Here is a 15,634-nt window from a genome sequence, read left to right as displayed (position 1 = left end):
GGCCGGATACAGGTGCGCGCGGGCGGCAACCATGACAAACTCGGTGCGCAGACGGTTGCGTTGCGCGGTTGCCGCGCGTTGGCGGAGGATCATGCTGGAAACGAGGAGCGCGATGGATCTGGACGCGATGGAGCGTCAGATCGCTGCGGATCGGTATGCGGCGCTCGACCGTACGGTCGAGTCCGAATTGCGCTTGGCCACCTCCCTCGGCGAACTCGCCAAGGGATTGATCGCCACCAAGACCAACGGCTCCACGCGCGACCGCACGAGGGAGGCGCTGGCGCCCGCCGAAGAAGCGGTGGCGATCCGCCTGCGCCTGCTGTCCCGGGGCCAAGTGCTGACCGCCCGTCTCGCCGGCGAGTTGAACGACGCGCTGCGCTCGTTCGAGCAGGCGGCACGGCACAGCGGCCGCAGAGAGCTGGCGACCACGACGATCCGGCGCGCCTGTGACGTCTACCGTCAAGTGGCGCGAGCGCATCCCGAGGTCGCGGGCCCGTGCGCCGACGGATTGTCCAAATGCGGGGTTTGGCTGGGCAGGCTGGATCAGGACGCAGCGGTCGCCGCGACCGAGGAGGCGGCCCGCATCCGCGCCTCCCTGGCCGCGGCGAACCCGGAGCTGTCCGGCAAATACCTGGCCAGCCTGAGCACGCTGCTGCGGACGCTCATGGTCGGCCGTTCGCGCAAGCAGGCCATCGCCATGTACCGGGAGCGGTACGCCGCGTTGACCTCGACCACCATGTCGATCCGGTTGCGCGCGTGCGGCATCCAGGACCTGGACCTCACCCCGAAGTCGCACCGAGCGTTGCTCGAACTGGGCTGCCGCACGCTGGAACAGGCGGGTCGCCTGACCCAGCAGCAGGTCATGTTCAAGTCCTCCGGCGACCTGTCGACCGTCGAGGAGATCAACTGGAAGCTGGCCCTGGTCGGCCTGCGGCCGCTCGCGCCGGGCGCCGAGCAGGATCAGCCCGCGATGCCCGTGCAGATCGGCTCCACCTTCGGCGCGCTGAGCGTGTATCTACCGGAACGCGACGCCATCGCCCAGGTGCGCGCCGCGATCATCGCCGCCTATGCCGTCGATGACGCCTACCCGCTCGATCGCGAGAGCTACTTCGGCACCCACGAGTCGAACTGGAAGACCCGCGAACCCGAACTGAACACCTCGACCACCCTGGGCGACGACATCGTGCTGATCGACCAGCCCTACGGCGGCTGGGTGACGGTCCTGAGCCTGAACTGGGAGCTGACGCCGGTTGCGAAGAATCCCCTGGCGCTGCGACTCTCCCAGGACTGGCCGGTCGCGGCCATCACGGTCACGGAGAACGTCGCCTACGAACTGTGCTGGTACGAGCACGGCGCGGCCACCCAGTACGCCGCGCTCGGACGTCCGGCCGGGCAGGCTCCCCTCGACAAACCGCTCGCACCACTGAACTTCGAGATGCTGGCCCTCTACAACCCCGACCGGGCGACCGAATCCAAACTGCGCGCGGCCTTCGGCAACACGAAGGTGTTCGCCAACCTCACCTATCTGCCGGACAGCGGGCTGCGCCAGATCAGTGTGCACACGCCACTGTCCGAGCACGGCGACCGAGTGCTGTTCTTCCGCACCACGCCCTGAGCCGCGGTAGGGATGCCCCTGGCGCGGGATCGATTTGCGGCAAGGTAGCGCCCATGGTCGCGGTGGCGGTGAACAAAATGCCCGAGGTTTCCGCTCTCGCATCCGCATAGGTCATTTGACCAGGAAATATGTACGCCGAAGTGAACGCGTGGCCGCGCACCGGACCACGCTGGTTACCGCACCCACCGGTAACCAGCGGGCGAACGAATTTCTCGAGAACTAATTGAACGGAATGTTTGATTTGTTCCATGGAGTGCTCTACTGAGACAACGCCCGCACGGTGCTCCGGATCACAGCATCGCTGCCGCAGCGCCGACCGGGCGGCTTGTAAACAATCACACGAAGCTACCCGAGGGCCTCATGGACCAACTGGCGTTGGCGGACACCCCGACCGCCCGATGCGCCTACTATCGACACACCTGCGACCTGCCCGCCGGAGTTCATCCGGATATCGGCCGTATCGTCCTGCGCGCCGGCTTCGTCGGCGCGATCACGATGCCCGCCGCGCTGGGGCAGCAAGTTCGCGACGACCTCACCCATCGCCGAATCGATATGGGTCCGATCATCTCTCACGTGCGTTCCAAACGGTGGACCTTCTTGACCCGCCCGGATCTACCCGACGACGTGCGGCTGTTCGCGGAGCTGTTCCGCTTGAACGTATCGATCGTGCCCAGCGGCGGCGAGATCGCCTTGCCCTCACCCGCCGATGCCGATGCGGGCTATCGACACTGGATCATCGCTCCGCGCAGCCGTTTCCGTCCTTCCGGCTCGTCCATCATCGACACCGTCCGGGCCTGCACGAGAACGGTTCGGCGATGACGACCAGTGCCGCCCTGCCCGCGAAACATCAAGTATTGCAAGCCTGCCGAGGCGAATTGCACGAAAGCAACCCACTGCTGCGCAGTGCGCACGAACTGACCACGCTGCACGAGCGCAGACTCAGCGCGGGTTGCGAATCGCTCGACGAGATAGATGCGTTGCGAGCGAGCCTGATTCGCGACATCGACCGCTGGATCACTGTGCAACTGCCGCCCGCGCACGGCGCCGCGCACGTGCACACCGAGACCGTCGGCGCCGTGATCGACCGCCTCGCCCAGTTCACCGCGAACGCCTACGCGGCTCTGGCCAGCGCCTCGGAGTGGGATCTGTGGGATGCCTGGCAGCGCTTGGCGGAACTGGCCGTCGGTTACGACGACCTTGCCGCCGAGGTCTGCGCGGGCGTGCGGAGACTTCCCGGCGCGTCGTAATTTCCGCCCCGGCTCCCCATCCGCATGGTGGATGGCTGGGGAGTCCGGACGGTCCCCAGCCACCCAGCGGACAAGTAGCTCTCCCCCAGCCATCCGCTGTTCCGGGAGCAGGAGTTCGAACGCTGCTGTTCCCGCATCTGCATCGGCGCACCGCCGAGCCTTCGACGGCCACACCCCGATCGCACACACCGGTGATATCGCCCGAGTAACGGGTCGTTCAAGCCGTATCAAGGGTTGTCCGCGCTATCGCCCGGAGACAGCCGAAGGCGGATTTTATCTGTCGATCGTCACTTCGACGCCGCGCGCCGCGGACCGAGCGGACTACCTACGCACACGAAACACCCAGGTCACGGGTGTCGCCGTCACCGTCGCAGAGTCAGCCGGCCGACGCGATCACATCGAACTGCGGCGCGTGCCAAGCGAATTCGAGTAGCGGCCTACTCACGTCGCCGCCACTTGCCCGGCCATACGCTGACGGCATCGTTCAGAACAGTATCGAACCAAGGAGGAGTAACCCTTCCACCCCGCACGGGCACCGCCCCGAGCGCACTGCTTCGGCTCGACGCGCAGGACGCGGGTGCAAGGAACGACGTCACCGATCCGGCGAATGCCGGGTATCGACCGGTGGCCGTGTCGGCGCATAGTGCCGGCACGCGGCCACTTGGCGGGATCGACCAGGAATCCTGGCGTCGGTGCGGCTCGTTTCCTCGCCGCGCAGTGTCGCCGAGTCGGGCCGCCCGACGGCCGTGCTACTCCGGACGCAGCGTGAGGATCCGGGGTCCGTCCTCGGTAACGGCGACCGTGTGCTCCCAATGTGCCGCACGGCTGCCGTCCACGGTGACCACGGTCCAGTCGTCGCCGAGCACCTTGGTCTGGGTGGTGCCGAGGGTGAGCATCGGCTCGATCGCGAGCACCGACCCCACCACGAGTTTCGGACCCTTCCCCGGTTCTCCCTCGTTGGCGAGGAAGGGATCGAGGTGCATCTCTCGTCCGATGGCATGACCACCGTAGCCGTCGACGATGCCGTAGGCGCGCCCGTGTTCCTTCTCGGCGGCCCGGGTGCCCTGCTCGATGGCGTGCGAGACGTCGGTCAGCCGGTTGCCGGGCACCATCGCCGCGATGCCCGCTTCCATCGAAGACTTGGTCGCCTCGCTGAGCAGCCGGTCGGCCTCGATGATCGTGCCGACGCCGAAGGTCCAGGCCGAATCACCGTGCCAGCCGTCGAGGATCGCCCCGCAGTCGATGGACACCAGATCGCCCTCGACCAGGATCTCCTCGGAGGTCGGAATCCCGTGCACCACGCGATCGTTCACCGACGCGCAGATGGACGCGGGGAAGCCGTGGTAGCCCTTGAAGGACGGCACCGCGCCCGCCTCCCGGATCACCTGCTCGGCGACCTCGTCCAGCTCCAGGGTGGACACCCCGGGTTTGGCTGCCGCACGCACGGCCACCAGAGCGTGGCCGACGATCGCGCCGGCCGCCGCCATGGCATCCAGCTCACCTGCCGTGCGGAACGGCACGACCTTCTTCTTGCGATTGAAGACCATCCGGCCTCAGTGCTCCATCACGAGCCGGCTCAGTGGCCCAGCGCGCGAAGTGCCCGCGCGTTGACGTCGTCGACCTCGCCGACACCGTCGACCGAGACGACCAAGCCGTCGTAGTGATCCAGCAGCGGCTCGGTCTCCTCGCGGTACACCCGGAGCCGGTTGCGGATGACGTTCTCGTTGTCGTCGGCGCGACCGCGCGAGAGCATCCGCGCCACGACGGTGTCCTCCGGCACGACGAAGCGCAGGACCGCGTCGAGCTTGGTGTTCATGTCCTCAAGGATCTTCTCCAGCGCGTCGGCCTGGTCCACCGTGCGCGGGTATCCGTCCAGTACGAACCCGTTGGCGGCGTCGGGCTCGTTGACCCGCGCCTCCACCATCCGGTTGGTCACGTCGCTGGGCACCAGGTCGCCCGCGTCCATGTACTTCTGCGCTTCACGACCCAGCGGGGTCTGCTGGCTGATGTTCGCACGGAACAGGTCCCCGGTGGAGATGTGCGGAACGCCCAGCTTCTCCGACAGCAGGACAGCCTGGGTGCCTTTACCGGCGCCCGGCGGACCGAGCAGTACAACTCTCACTTGAGGAACCCTTCGTAATTTCGATTCATCAGCTGGCTCTCGATCTGCTTCACCGTGTCCAAACCGACGCTCACCATGATCAGCACCGCGGTACCGCCGAACGGAAGGTTCTGGACACCACCGGAGGAACCGATGTCGAGGAACACGTTCGGCAGCACGGCGACCAGACCGAGATAGATCGAGCCGGGGAGGGTGATACGGCTCAGGACGTAGTTGAGGTAGTCGGCGGTCGGCTTGCCGGGCCGGTAGCCCGGGATGAAGCCACCGAACTTCTTCATCTCGTCGGCGCGCTCCTCCGGGTTGAAGGTGATCGCGACGTAGAAGTAGGTGAAGAACACGATCAGACCGAAGTAGATCGCGATATAGACCGGGTTGCTCGGATTCACCAGGTATTTCTGGATCATCTCCTGCCACCAGCTCGGATCCTGGTTGTTCTGCGCTCCCGTCAGCTGCGCGACCAGGTTCGGCAGGTACAGCAGCGACGAGGCGAAGATGACCGGGATGACACCCGCCTGGTTCACCTTCAGCGGCAGATAGGTCGAGGAGCCGCCATACATCTTCCGGCCGACCACGCGCTTGGCGTACTGCACCGGAATCCGGCGCTGCGCTTGCTCGACATAGACCACGACGGCGATGACGGCCAGCGCGGCGACGCACACCAGGGCGAACACCAAGCCGCCCCGGCTGTCGAGGATCGCCTTGCCCTCGGTCGGGATGCGAGCGGCGATGCCCGCGAAGATCAGCAGCGACATGCCGTTGCCGATGCCACGCTCGGTGATCTGCTCGCCGAACCACATCACCAGCGCCGCGCCCGCGGTCATCACGAGCACGATGATGATCATGCCGAAGATGCTGGTGTCGGCCAGGATGTCCTGCTGGCAGCCCTGCAGCAACTGGCCGCGGGCCGCCAGGGCGACCAAGCCGGTGGCTTGCAGGATCGCCAGCGCGATTGACAGGTATCTGGTGTACTGCGTCATCTTGGACTGGCCGGCTTGGCCTTCCTTGCGCAGTTCCTCGAACCGCGGGATGACGACCGTGAGCAGCTGGATGATGATGCTCGCGGTGATGTAGGGCATGATGCCGATCGCGAAGACCGACAGCTGCAGCAACGCACCACCTGAGAACAGGTTGATCAGCTGGTAGATTCCGGCGGACTCACCGCCGGAGACCAAGTCGATGCACTCCTGGACCGCCTGGTAGTCGACGCCAGGGGACGGCAGCGCGGCACCGACGCGGTACAACGCGACCAACCCCAGCGTGAAGAGAATCTTCCGCCGTAAGTCCGGAGTCCGGAAGGCCGATACGAAGGCGGAAAGCACTGATCCTCCTGGCGAACGACATGGTCATGACATGGATGTTCAGCGATGTCCCTGCTCGACACAGAAGGGACGCCGAAAACCACGACGAGGCTGGCAGACAACTTACTGAACTCTAACAGTGGCACCGGACGAGCCTTCACTCGTCCGATGCCGCTGTCATGCAGAGTACCGTCAGCCCAGCTCGGTGACGGTGCCACCGGCGGCGGTGATCTTCTCCTTCGCCGAACCGGTGACCTTGTCCACGGTCACCTGGACCGCGACGCCGATCTCGCCATCGCCGAGGACCTTGACCAGCTGATTCTTGCGAACCGCACCGGCCGCCACGAGCTCGGCCTTGCCGACCTCGCCACCCTCGGGGAACAGCTTCGCGATCGCGCCGACGTTCACGACCTGGTATTCCGTGCGGAACGGGTTCGTGAAGCCCTTGAGCTTGGGCAGCCGCATGTGCAGCGGCATCTGCCCACCCTCGAAGGCGGCAGGCACGTTCTTGCGCGCCTTGGTGCCCTTGGTACCACGGCCCGCGGTCTTGCCCTTGGAGCCCTCACCGCGACCCACGCGGGTCTTCGCGGTCTTGGATCCGGGAGCCGGACGCAGGTGATGCAACTTGATGGTCATGTCAGACCTCCTCAACGGTCACGAGGTGGCGCACGACGTTGATCAGCCCGCGGTTCTGGGCGTTGTCCTCGCGGACCACGGTCTTGCGGATACCGCGCAGACCGAGGGTCCTGAGGCTGTCCCGCTGATTCTTCTTGGCGCCGATCGAACTCTTGATCTGGGTCACCTTGAGATCTGCCATTACTTGACACCTCCGGCAGCCTGAGCGCGCGCACGCAGCATGCCGGCAGGAGCGACGTCCTCGAGCGGCAGGCCACGGCGAGCCGCGACCTCTTCGGGACGCTGCAGCTGCTTGAGGGCAGTGACAGTCGCGTGCACGACGTTGATGGCGTTGTCGCTGCCGAGCGACTTCGCCAGAATGTCATGGATACCGGCGCATTCCAGCACGGCACGAGCCGCGCCACCGGCGATCACACCGGTACCCGGCGAGGCCGGACGCAGCATGACCACACCGGCGGCCGCCTCACCCTGAACCGGGTGCGTGATGGTGGAGCCGATCATCGGGACGCGGAAGAAGTTCTTGCGAGCCTCCTCGACGCCCTTCTGGATGGCCGCGGGAACTTCCTTGGCCTTGCCGTAGCCGACGCCGACCAGACCGTTGCCGTCGCCGACGATCACGAGGGCGGTGAAGCTGAAGCGCCGACCACCCTTCACGACCTTGGAGACGCGGTTGATCGCGACGACCCGCTCGAGCTGGTTCTTCTCGGCGGCGCTGTCGCGGCGGTCACCGCCACCCCGGCGGTCGCCGCCACCGCGACGGTCGCCGCGGCCGCCCTCGGGGGCGCTGCCATTCTGTCCGGCGGGTCCGCTTCCGCCGTCACGCCTCTGACGTCCCGGCATCAGACGTTCCTTCCGTTCATGATCAGCTGAACGCTCAGCTGTGTTTCCTGGATGCTCCGCAGGCTACGCATCAGAATTTCAACCCACCTTCACGAGCGGCATCGGCCAGTGCGGCGATCCGGCCGTGGTAGTCGTGCCCACCACGGTCGAACACGACGGCCTCGACACCGGCGGCCTTGGCACGCTCGGCCAGTAGGGCGCCGACCTTCTTGCTCTTGGCCGACTTGTCGCCGTCGAGCGCGCGCACGTCGGCCTCGATGGTCGAGGCGGCGGCGATGGTCTTGCCGACCGAGTCGTCGACCAGCTGCGCGTGCAGATGACGCGAGGAGCGGTTGACCACCAGGCGCGGACGCTCGGTGGTCCCTTCCACCTTCTTGCGCAGGCGGAAGTGACGGCGAGTCTTCGACAGGCGACGCTGCGTCGACACGTCCTTGCCCAGGGGGATGCGCTTGGCCTTCTGGTTTGCGGTTTGCGCCATGATCACTTACCCGTCTTTCCGACCTTGCGGCGAACGACCTCGCCGGCGTAGCGGATGCCCTTGCCCTTGTACGGGTCGGGCTTGCGCAGGCCGTGGATGACCGCCGAAATCTGGCCGACCTTCTGCTTGTCGATTCCGGACACGGAGAACTTGGTGGGCGATTCCACCGCGAACGTGATGCCCTCGGGCGCCTCGATCGGCACCGGGTGGCTGTAGCCCAGGGCGAACTCGAGGTTCTGGCCCTTGAGCGCGACGCGGTAGCCGACGCCGAAGATTTCCATCTTCTTCTCGTAGCCCTGGGTCACACCGACGATCATGTTCGACACGAGGGTGCGGGTCAGGCCGTGCAGCGCGCGGCTGCGGCGCTCGTCGTCCGGACGGACGACCTCGAGCTGGCCGTCCTCGCCCTTGGCGACGGTGATCGGCTCGGCGACGGTGAGCGAGAGGGAGCCCTTGGGCCCCTTCACCGAGATGTCCTGGCCGTCGATGGCGACATCGACGCCGGCCGGAATGGCGATGGGCTTCTTACCAATACGCGACATTGTCCTGACCTCCCTTACCAGACGTAGGCGAGGACTTCGCCGCCCACGCCCTGCTTGGCCGCCTGCTTGTCGGTCAACAGGCCGGAGGACGTGGAGATGATCGCCACGCCGAGGCCGCCGAGCACCTTGGGCAGGTTGGTGGATTTCGCGTACACGCGCAGACCGGGCTTGGAGACACGGCGCACGCCGGCGAGGCTGCGCTCACGGCTCGGGCCGTACTTGAGGTCGACGATGAGCGTCTTGCCCACCTGTGCGTCCTCGGTCCGGTAATCGGCGATGTAGCCCTCGCGCTTGAGGATCTCGGCGATGTTCGCCTTGAGCTTCGAGTGCGGAGCCTTCACCTGATCGTGGTACGCCGAGTTGGCGTTGCGCAGACGTGTCAGGAAGTCTGCGATCGGATCAGTCATGGTCATGGTTCGACCTAGACACCTTTCTCGCCGCGGTTCCCATACAACGCCGCCGTGCGCATCGGCACGTCCGGCGGTGGGCCTACGACAATTCGGATGGTCCGGCCGACACTTGCCGACCGGAGGAGGTTCGATCGCCCGAGCGCACGCATGCGGGCATGGAGGTGCCCAGGCAACCGCTCTAGTGTAGGCAAGGGGTTCACCGAGGCAAAATCGGGGTCTGTGAGCACCCGGTTTCGTCCCGCTCATGACCAGCGGAAATGGCCGGTGACCGGGCTAGCATAAGACCATGTCGAGTCCAGGCGTCGAACGCCCCGACCTGCCGGAGTTCATGACCTGGGAGGATCTCGAGCAGCTACCCGAAGAGATCGCCGCGCAGATCGAACTGTGGAACGGGCGCGTCGTCTGGCGACGGCGCGGACCCGCCGAACACCAAGCCTTCACCTTCGCGCTGACCAGCGCACTCAAGCGCTGCGCACGCGACGGCATGGCCGAGCAGCCCCAAAGCTGGTGGCGCGTGGACTTCGAAACCAACGTGTTCTTCGGCGAGACCGGGAAGTCGGACTTCGTCACCCCCGACGTCGTCGTCTACCGCCGCCTCGACGCCCCCTACCAGGACATCCACGCCCAAGACGTGCTACTCGTGGGCCGAATCCATTCTCCGTCGAGCAACGAGATCGATCCTTTCGACGAGCAGAGGCGTTACGCCGATGCGGGCATCCCCTGGTACTGGGAGGTGACGCTCGCGCGCACGAAGAGCACCATCGCAATGATCCGCGCGTACGCACTGGAAACCACCCCCGGCAAGCTCCCACACGACGTCCAACCGCTGCATCCGGCCAACTACCTCCTGATCGGCGAGTGGTCACCGAACGCCTCCGACGCCATCACCATCGACTTCCCGTTCCCGATCCACATCCCGTGGTCGGACCTGGAGTTCTGACGTCGCCGGCGGTGGGACCACCCAAGCGAAAAATCTCCCAGGTACCCCGCCGTATCCTCGTGGCGGCTTCCGCTCGCGCGTCCGCGACCGCCTCTGCCACAGTGTGCACATGCCTCTCGAGCGGATCACGGTGTACGCGGATGCCGACGATTTGGCCGTCATCAAGGACGCATCGGCGCGAACCGGCGTCAGCGATGCGGAGATCATCCGCCAGGCGATCCATGCGGCTGCACTGCGGCTACGCCGCAGATCCCAGCATCTGCGTCTGAGGCGTTTCGCCAGCAACGATCCCACACTCGCCGCACGCGTCGACGACATCCTCGCCGGTAACTTCGGCGAAAACCCAGACCGCCGATGAGGCGCGCCGTTCGCGAGTGGCACACCACTGCGCCATCGGCCGAGTAGACCTCTCGATGGTGTGCCACTCGCGAAGCCCCATCGCAGGGGAGCTGGTGGTCATGGTCGGACTGGCGATTGGTCAGCGCCTTCACGGCTCGAGGTAGAGGCGTTCGCACGGCAGTCGCGGCAACGCGATTGTGCTACCCGGAATCACCGTGAGGTCGGCAGCGGGCCGCACGGCGCGCCACTCGCGAATGAACCGCATAGCTGCGGTGTGGCAGGCGGCGAAGTCCAGACTCACGCCGTCGAGCTGGACCCGCAAGTGGACATCTGGCTCCTCCGGGCGTGGAGTCGTCACGTCTTCGGCTCCTGCGGTCCGGAAGACCCAGTCTGCGCGGTGCGCGAAGCACCGAGGCGTACTCGCCCCGCGGCCGCCGCGTCCACCATGGCGTTGAACCCATCCCAGTGCCGCACATGGTGGAGCACCTGGTCGTCGCTGATCCCGCCGAGTTGCCGCTCCTCGCGACGGCATCGCACGAAGTCCGCCGTGAGCAGGCTGACCATCTCGCCATAGGAGTAGTGCATTTCCTGCGCGTCAGCGGCGGGCCGGTAACCCTTTCGGCCCGCCGCCGCGAGCAGATCCTCGACATGTCGGTCGATTGCCCAGATGTGGAGGTCCATCAGATAGGCGAGCCGTCGGTCCATCGGACGACCCCGCTTGCCGCGCTCGTAATGCCGCACCCACACGCCGAGCAATCCCACGGCCGACACCATCATCGCGCCCGCGGGCCGCGTCCGGCCGTTGAAGATATCGAAGAAGGCTCGAGTGCCGGGCAGGCACAGCTCACGAGATCCGTTCTCGTGCAGATGCGTTCGCGGGTCGACGGTCATCGCACTCCCCTGGTGGGCGCGGAAGCTCCTGCGGCGCCGAGCACCGACAAGTCGATCGCTCGCGGCGGAAGGCATCGGCTGATCGCCGTGACCACGACCATCGCCGAGGGCCGGAAGCCGTCGCGAGGCCGCTCGACCCAATGCCGCACCGCCGGAGGACGGTCGGCCGGAGATGGCAAAGCGATCACCCGGCCGTGACCATAGACCGCGATACCGGCCCGATACAGCTGGGCGAACACCGTGGGAGAGTCCGGTAGATCGGGTCGCACAAGGAAGACCCAGCTTCGTGATCTCGGGTACGACACGATCGGTCCTGTCGCACATCCACGCCGCCGGAGTTCCTCGCGGACCTCATGACCGAGATACCCAGCCATCCCCAATCCCCATACGCTTCCGGCCGGGACCGTGATGCGTCCGGTGTGCGGGTCAACGCCCGCAGCGAGTCCGCCTATACGGCGGTAGAACGCGCACCGGGTGGTCGGGGTGTCTCGAAACGGGCCTTCCTGCATGGTGATCCCCCTGCCGTCGAGTAAGTCGGATGTACGCCCTATCGCGGAACGCTTCGCCGCTTCGAACCGACAAAACCCTGTTCAGCGGCCTGGCGCACGCACAGCACACCAGCCGGACCACGGCCTCACAGACCAGATCCGCATATTCAGGACAACTTCTCCGAAAGCCCAAGACAGCATCGACTTTTGGGGTATCAATGGATGCGGTTCAGACCGAGTGCTGGATTCATTCGCCTGGGGGGAATACCGATGACCGAGATCGAGTCGCCGACGCTGCTGCGCCGCCAGCTCGGCAGATTTCTGCGCGAGGCGCGCGAAGGCCGTGGACTGACGATCGCCGTCGCCGCGAAGGAAGTTCAGCTCAGCTTCAACGGACTGCAACGCCTGGAAACCGGCCGCGCCGTGAAGCCCCGCCGCCAGGACGTGCGCGAGCTGTGCATGCTGTACGAGGTGAATCCCGAGCACACCGAACAGGCGGTGGGGTTGGCATCGCGCGCGGCAACGGCACGGGACGAGGACGGGATCACTCCGCTCGGCGGGTTGTTCTCGGATGCCTTCAACATGTACGTCGGCATGGAGCGGTCAGCTCGTCGGCTGACGTCTTACGCCGTGCAGGTGCCTGGATTGCTGCAAACCGCCGACTATGCACGGGCGCTGATCAGCGCTTTTCTGCACGACGGTCCCGCCGAGGAAATCGAACAACGCGTCCGGGTGCGCCTCAACAGGCAAGTGGCCGTCACCCGCAAGACGCGCCCTGTGGACCTGCACGTGCTCCTCGACGAATCAGCGCTATACCGGGTCGTCGGAGGACCGAGAGTGATGTCAGAGCAGCACCGCTACCTAGCCGATGTCAGCACACGGCCGAACGTCACCCTGCGCATCCACCCATGCTCAGCCGGATACACGCGCGGCATCCTGCACGGCTCATTCGTGCTCCTGGACTTCGGCACTGACAACAAAGGCAGGCCGATCGAACCGCCGGTCGTCTACCTCGACGGTGGTATGAGCAGCGATCTCTACTTGGAAAGGCCCGAATTGGTGCAGCGTTACACTGAAATGGCCGACGCCATCCGGGAGACGGCCCTGGACGAGAAGACCACGCGCGACCTGCTCCGCCGGGCAGCAAGGAGTTTTGACGGTGACCGTTGACCTATCCGGAGCAAGCTGGTTCAAGAGCAGCTTCAGCGAGTCCAACGGCCAGTGCGTAGAGGTCGCCCACCTGGACGACGGCACGGTCGGCACACGCGACTCCAAGAACCCGACCGGCCCGGCCCTGACGTTCACCCCCGCCGCATGGGACACCTTCCTGGCCGGAACCAAAGACGGCGAATTCAACCGCTACTGAACCGCTTCGAGTCCAGCACCCATCCTCGCGGTGCCGGGTTCGCTGTTGTCGACCACGCCACCGACGATTGAGGGGCTACTGCCAAGTGGTGAAGAACATGCCCCCCAGCCGCAATGACGCGTCACCGGGTATTGCTCTGATGCGACGTCTCGACCTGCAACCGAAGAGGAAGCTTCGCAACCCGGTAGGCACGTTCGCCAGCTCGCGCGTCGGCCGGACCGTATCACCGATCAGATCCCCTACTCAGCAACGCTGACCGAAAGGAGATGGCTTTCCATCGCGGCCTCGACTGCGACACCCAGCCTTACCACCGATACCCGCTGCCCTTCACCGTGGACCGGTCAGCGCGCTCGTGCGACGACTTCGCGACATCGGGCATAAAATCCGGCTTGTCATTTGTTCATCAGTTCACGCAGGTTACTCAGACCCACCTTCGCGTCAGGCGACAATCTGGACTGATCGATAGATAGAGCAGTGCGAAGGACAGGAAACTCCCCGAAGTTGTCGAGCTCGCTCAGCATATAAGCGGTGTAATCGATATCAGGATCGTTTCGGCGCCGACCCAGTTCAGTCAGAACCGCCAGCAATCCGTCTTCCCCGCCGGCGCGGACGAGTTGCTCAGCCGCGTCGACTCGCATGGTTACGATCTCGTCATCGATCATGATCTCTCGCAGTCGTTCTCGCGCACTGCTGGATTGGATTTTACGTCCGAGATCAGGTATCGCTTCGACCCTTGTAGCATTATCACTACTCCGGGAGCGCGCCAATATCGACGACAGCTCAGCATCGACATCACCGGTGTCCACTATGGAATCTCCTCAGGTAGCGCAGCCCGGACATTGTTTCGATCGGTGCGAGCGAAGATCTCGCCGGTCTCCGGTTTCACATATTTTTGAATTTCCACCACATGGGGTGTTGGAATGGTTTGACCCGTCGCCTTATTATAATGCGAATCACCAGTCAAATCGACCCGCTTCGTCGCAACCCCGTCACTATCATAGTACGAATAGTTCGTGATATTACCTTGAGGATCGCGTTTGACCAGGTACCCGTTCGGCGGCCCTCCCTGGGTGGGTAGATTTCCGCCAGTCCATGTCTGCGCGTTGTCGAGATCGTTCTTGAGCGACTTCACCGGAGGCCTTTTGACGTCGCCACTCTTCCCTCGCAATCGATCGCGTAGGTCGGTAACCACTTTTCGGGCCTTGACAGCGGCGTCCTTCGCCTCCTGGCGGACACCGGCGATCTGTAACGCCTTGCGTGCGCGCCAAGCGATGATGCCGTCTTTGATCTTTCCCGCCCATCGCCGCACCGTGTCCAGAGCCTTGCCGGCGGTGACCGCTCCTGCGCCGAAGCTGATCAGCGAAAGGCCGACCGTGATCGCGGCGTCGATGGCGAGATCCTGAGCTAGGGACTTCAGGAAGCCCTTGATCTCGTCGCGGAGTTCCGTCAGCGCGTCCTTATACGCGATGCAGGACTGGCTGATCTGCGTGCAGGCGGTCAGCAGTTGATCAATCGAGTTTGCGAGGGATTTGAGGTCGTCTCGTATGTAGCCCGCGTCGTCGGCGGTGACGCTGTCGAACAAGCTCGCAGCGATCGTGATCTTGTCGCGGGCGTTCGTGTTCTGGTAGATCGTGCCGAGACGGTCCCAGGCGTCGGCCGCCTTGGCGAGCTTCCCGGTGTCGCCGTCAGGGACAGGTATGCCGATGTGGCTGATGATATTGATGCCTTTGTCCACGATGCCCTGGCCAGGGCCGCCTGCGGAGGCGGGGACCGAAAAGGGTCCGAAAACCGGCATGCCCGGGTCCGTGGGCCGGTCCGGTTGCGGCGCGCCCTTCAGGGTGGCGTCGGCTCGAGCATGAGTGAAGCCGATGTCGTTGAGGGCGCTGCCGTACGCGTACAGGGTGGAGTGGACATCCTGGAAGAAGCCCACGGCCTCGTAGGCTGAGGTGTTGTACGAACGCGCCCACTCCTGGCCGTTCTCGTCCACGCCCGCCATCGATCCACATGCGGACAGCTCCGCGAAGATGTACAGAAAACTGTCGCGAAGCGCTGACGCGGCGTCGAAGCAGTTGGTGGCCGCTTGGTAGTAGGCCCTCGGATCGACAGCCAGAGCCGTCATATGCCGAGGATCCTCAGGCCCTCGGCCACAGCGCCGGTGTAGCCCTCATGGGTGAGCTTCACGGCTTCCTCCAAGGCGGTAAGTCCTTCTCGGATATCCGTAGCACCCGCCAGCCATTCGTCGTGCGCCTCGCGGTAGGCCGTCATCACGGCACCGGTCGACGCGGCATCGACCTCCTTGGCTTTCTGATCGATTGCCGCGAGCTGATCGGACAGCAGCCCGGCGAAGCCGCGGATGCGGGCAGCCAAGTTGTCGAGTTTGGCGAGATCCACCGAGAAGGCCTGTGCGTCGGACATGCGGTGC

Annotated in this window: 22 protein-coding genes; 7 read left to right on the top strand and 15 right to left on the bottom strand. The window is 65.1% G+C overall.

Features of this window, described 5'->3' with window-relative positions:
• Positions 1-91: 91 nt before the first annotated feature.
• The 3 genes from M8859_RS22405 to M8859_RS22395 all read left to right on the top strand — a co-directional run bounded on the left by M8859_RS22405 (position 92) and on the right by M8859_RS22395 (position 2,862).
• Positions 92-1,615: a hypothetical protein gene (locus tag M8859_RS22405; RefSeq protein ID WP_223518775.1), complete on the top strand. Its 1,524-nt coding sequence runs from the start codon at positions 92-94 to the stop codon at positions 1,613-1,615.
• Positions 1,616-1,975: 360 nt separating this feature from the next.
• Positions 1,976-2,434: a DNA-directed RNA polymerase subunit beta gene (locus M8859_RS22400; protein ID WP_159922834.1), complete on the top strand. Its 459-nt coding sequence runs from the start codon at positions 1,976-1,978 to the stop codon at positions 2,432-2,434.
• On the top strand, positions 2,431-2,862 hold the full coding sequence (locus M8859_RS22395; RefSeq protein WP_159922832.1) for a DUF4254 domain-containing protein: 432 nt from the start codon (positions 2,431-2,433) through the stop codon (positions 2,860-2,862). Before M8859_RS22400 ends, M8859_RS22395 begins: the two co-directional genes overlap by 4 nt.
• 749 nt (positions 2,863-3,611) lie before the next feature.
• On the opposite strand, the gene map is transcribed toward M8859_RS22395, so the two are convergent.
• The 9 genes from map to rpsH all read right to left on the bottom strand — a co-directional run bounded on the left by map (position 3,612) and on the right by rpsH (position 9,191).
• Positions 3,612-4,409, bottom strand: a complete 798-nt coding sequence (map, locus tag M8859_RS22390) for a type I methionyl aminopeptidase (protein ID WP_249644116.1) — start codon at positions 4,407-4,409, stop codon at positions 3,612-3,614.
• Positions 4,410-4,438: 29 nt separating this feature from the next.
• The gene (locus tag M8859_RS22385) at positions 4,439-4,984 is read right to left on the bottom strand and encodes an adenylate kinase (RefSeq protein ID WP_159922828.1); all 546 of its coding nucleotides are present in this window, start codon (positions 4,982-4,984) and stop codon (positions 4,439-4,441) included.
• On the bottom strand, positions 4,981-6,303 hold the full coding sequence (gene secY / locus M8859_RS22380; RefSeq protein WP_249644115.1) for a preprotein translocase subunit SecY: 1,323 nt from the start codon (positions 6,301-6,303) through the stop codon (positions 4,981-4,983). The genes M8859_RS22385 and secY overlap by 4 nt, the downstream gene beginning before the upstream one ends.
• 171 nt (positions 6,304-6,474) lie before the next feature.
• Positions 6,475-6,918, bottom strand: a complete 444-nt coding sequence (rplO, locus tag M8859_RS22375; RefSeq protein WP_195139484.1) for a 50S ribosomal protein L15 — start codon at positions 6,916-6,918, stop codon at positions 6,475-6,477.
• 1 nt (position 6,919) lies between these two features.
• Positions 6,920-7,099 carry a 50S ribosomal protein L30 gene (gene rpmD / locus M8859_RS22370; protein ID WP_039795559.1) on the bottom strand — a complete coding sequence of 60 codons (180 nt, stop codon included), beginning with the start codon at positions 7,097-7,099 and terminating at the stop codon, positions 6,920-6,922.
• Positions 7,099-7,758, bottom strand: coding sequence for a 30S ribosomal protein S5 (gene rpsE / locus M8859_RS22365; protein ID WP_159922822.1), 660 nt, complete (start codon positions 7,756-7,758; stop codon positions 7,099-7,101). Before rpsE ends, rpmD begins: the two co-directional genes overlap by 1 nt.
• Before the next feature lie 70 nt (positions 7,759-7,828).
• Positions 7,829-8,236 carry a 50S ribosomal protein L18 gene (rplR, locus tag M8859_RS22360; RefSeq protein WP_159922820.1) on the bottom strand — a complete coding sequence of 136 codons (408 nt, stop codon included), beginning with the start codon at positions 8,234-8,236 and terminating at the stop codon, positions 7,829-7,831.
• Positions 8,237-8,238: 2 nt separating this feature from the next.
• Positions 8,239-8,778 (bottom strand): 50S ribosomal protein L6, encoded by a 540-nt coding sequence (gene rplF, locus M8859_RS22355; protein WP_159922818.1) that lies wholly within the window; start codon positions 8,776-8,778, stop codon positions 8,239-8,241.
• A 14-nt stretch (positions 8,779-8,792) separates the two neighbouring features.
• Positions 8,793-9,191, bottom strand: coding sequence for a 30S ribosomal protein S8 (gene rpsH / locus M8859_RS22350; protein WP_039795549.1), 399 nt, complete (start codon positions 9,189-9,191; stop codon positions 8,793-8,795).
• 283 nt (positions 9,192-9,474) lie between these two features.
• Between rpsH and M8859_RS22345 the strand changes: the two genes are divergently transcribed.
• Together M8859_RS22345 and M8859_RS22340 are read left to right on the top strand one after the other, a co-directional pair.
• A complete protein-coding gene (locus M8859_RS22345; protein ID WP_249644114.1) occupies positions 9,475-10,128 on the top strand; it encodes a Uma2 family endonuclease in 654 nt (217 codons plus the stop codon).
• A 109-nt stretch (positions 10,129-10,237) separates the two neighbouring features.
• Positions 10,238-10,486 carry a ribbon-helix-helix protein, CopG family gene (locus M8859_RS22340; RefSeq protein ID WP_249644113.1) on the top strand — a complete coding sequence of 83 codons (249 nt, stop codon included), beginning with the start codon at positions 10,238-10,240 and terminating at the stop codon, positions 10,484-10,486.
• 129 nt (positions 10,487-10,615) lie between these two features.
• Here the strand turns inward: M8859_RS22340 and M8859_RS22335 are convergent, their stop codons facing one another.
• The 3 genes from M8859_RS22335 to M8859_RS22325 are packed head-to-tail and all read right to left on the bottom strand — an operon-like array spanning position 10,616 to position 11,597.
• Positions 10,616-10,825, bottom strand: coding sequence for a hypothetical protein (locus M8859_RS22335; protein ID WP_249644112.1), 210 nt, complete (start codon positions 10,823-10,825; stop codon positions 10,616-10,618).
• Entirely contained in the window at positions 10,822-11,358 is a 537-nt protein-coding gene (locus M8859_RS22330) for a hypothetical protein (protein ID WP_249644111.1), read from the bottom strand. Before M8859_RS22330 ends, M8859_RS22335 begins: the two co-directional genes overlap by 4 nt.
• The gene (locus tag M8859_RS22325; protein WP_051168537.1) at positions 11,355-11,597 is read right to left on the bottom strand and encodes a hypothetical protein; all 243 of its coding nucleotides are present in this window, start codon (positions 11,595-11,597) and stop codon (positions 11,355-11,357) included. Before M8859_RS22325 ends, M8859_RS22330 begins: the two co-directional genes overlap by 4 nt.
• Before the next feature lie 519 nt (positions 11,598-12,116).
• Here M8859_RS22325 and M8859_RS22320 point away from each other — a divergent pair.
• Both M8859_RS22320 and M8859_RS22315 read left to right on the top strand, forming a co-directional pair.
• Positions 12,117-13,016, top strand: a complete 900-nt coding sequence (locus M8859_RS22320) for a helix-turn-helix domain-containing protein (RefSeq protein WP_249644110.1) — start codon at positions 12,117-12,119, stop codon at positions 13,014-13,016.
• The gene (locus tag M8859_RS22315; RefSeq protein WP_249644109.1) at positions 13,006-13,212 is read left to right on the top strand and encodes a DUF397 domain-containing protein; all 207 of its coding nucleotides are present in this window, start codon (positions 13,006-13,008) and stop codon (positions 13,210-13,212) included. The genes M8859_RS22320 and M8859_RS22315 overlap by 11 nt, the downstream gene beginning before the upstream one ends.
• A 392-nt stretch (positions 13,213-13,604) precedes the next feature.
• Here the strand turns inward: M8859_RS22315 and M8859_RS22310 are convergent, their stop codons facing one another.
• Genes M8859_RS22310 through M8859_RS22300 form a run of 3 tightly spaced genes read right to left on the bottom strand, consistent with a single transcriptional unit; the run spans position 13,605 to position 15,627 of the window.
• Positions 13,605-14,018 (bottom strand): hypothetical protein, encoded by a 414-nt coding sequence (locus M8859_RS22310; RefSeq protein ID WP_249644108.1) that lies wholly within the window; start codon positions 14,016-14,018, stop codon positions 13,605-13,607.
• On the bottom strand, positions 14,018-15,331 hold the full coding sequence (locus M8859_RS22305) for a polymorphic toxin type 24 domain-containing protein (RefSeq protein WP_249644107.1): 1,314 nt from the start codon (positions 15,329-15,331) through the stop codon (positions 14,018-14,020). Before M8859_RS22305 ends, M8859_RS22310 begins: the two co-directional genes overlap by 1 nt.
• Positions 15,328-15,627 (bottom strand): WXG100 family type VII secretion target, encoded by a 300-nt coding sequence (locus tag M8859_RS22300; RefSeq protein ID WP_249644106.1) that lies wholly within the window; start codon positions 15,625-15,627, stop codon positions 15,328-15,330. Before M8859_RS22300 ends, M8859_RS22305 begins: the two co-directional genes overlap by 4 nt.
• Between the last annotated feature and the right edge of the window lie 7 nt (positions 15,628-15,634).

It is taken from the genome of Nocardia sputi (assembly GCF_023501985.1).
The sequence above is the reverse complement of the archived record's forward strand: the minus strand, read 5'-3'. Positions and strand labels throughout refer to the sequence as shown.

Bases quoted from the DNA above. Each gene is read 5' to 3' on its own strand.
- M8859_RS22395 (WP_159922832.1), top strand. From the start codon at position 2,431: ATGACGACCAGTGCCGCCCTGCCCGCGAAACATCAAGTATTGCAAGCC.
- M8859_RS22405 (WP_223518775.1), top strand. From the start codon at position 92: ATGCTGGAAACGAGGAGCGCGATGGATCTGGACGCGATGGAGCGTCAG.
- rplO (WP_195139484.1), bottom strand. From the start codon at position 6,918: ATGACCATCAAGTTGCATCACCTGCGTCCGGCTCCCGGATCCAAGACC.
- M8859_RS22300 (WP_249644106.1), bottom strand. From the start codon at position 15,627: ATGTCCGACGCACAGGCCTTCTCGGTGGATCTCGCCAAACTCGACAAC.
- rplF (WP_159922818.1), bottom strand. From the start codon at position 8,778: ATGTCGCGTATTGGTAAGAAGCCCATCGCCATTCCGGCCGGCGTCGAT.
- M8859_RS22330 (WP_249644111.1), bottom strand. From the start codon at position 11,358: ATGACCGTCGACCCGCGAACGCATCTGCACGAGAACGGATCTCGTGAG.
- rpmD (WP_039795559.1), bottom strand. From the start codon at position 7,099: ATGGCAGATCTCAAGGTGACCCAGATCAAGAGTTCGATCGGCGCCAAG.
- M8859_RS22345 (WP_249644114.1), top strand. From the start codon at position 9,475: ATGTCGAGTCCAGGCGTCGAACGCCCCGACCTGCCGGAGTTCATGACC.
- M8859_RS22320 (WP_249644110.1), top strand. From the start codon at position 12,117: ATGACCGAGATCGAGTCGCCGACGCTGCTGCGCCGCCAGCTCGGCAGA.
- M8859_RS22305 (WP_249644107.1), bottom strand. From the start codon at position 15,331: ATGACGGCTCTGGCTGTCGATCCGAGGGCCTACTACCAAGCGGCCACC.
- rpsE (WP_159922822.1), bottom strand. From the start codon at position 7,758: ATGCCGGGACGTCAGAGGCGTGACGGCGGAAGCGGACCCGCCGGACAG.
- rpsH (WP_039795549.1), bottom strand. From the start codon at position 9,191: ATGACCATGACTGATCCGATCGCAGACTTCCTGACACGTCTGCGCAAC.
- M8859_RS22400 (WP_159922834.1), top strand. From the start codon at position 1,976: ATGGACCAACTGGCGTTGGCGGACACCCCGACCGCCCGATGCGCCTAC.
- M8859_RS22340 (WP_249644113.1), top strand. From the start codon at position 10,238: ATGCCTCTCGAGCGGATCACGGTGTACGCGGATGCCGACGATTTGGCC.
- rplR (WP_159922820.1), bottom strand. From the start codon at position 8,236: ATGGCGCAAACCGCAAACCAGAAGGCCAAGCGCATCCCCCTGGGCAAG.
- map (WP_249644116.1), bottom strand. From the start codon at position 4,409: ATGGTCTTCAATCGCAAGAAGAAGGTCGTGCCGTTCCGCACGGCAGGT.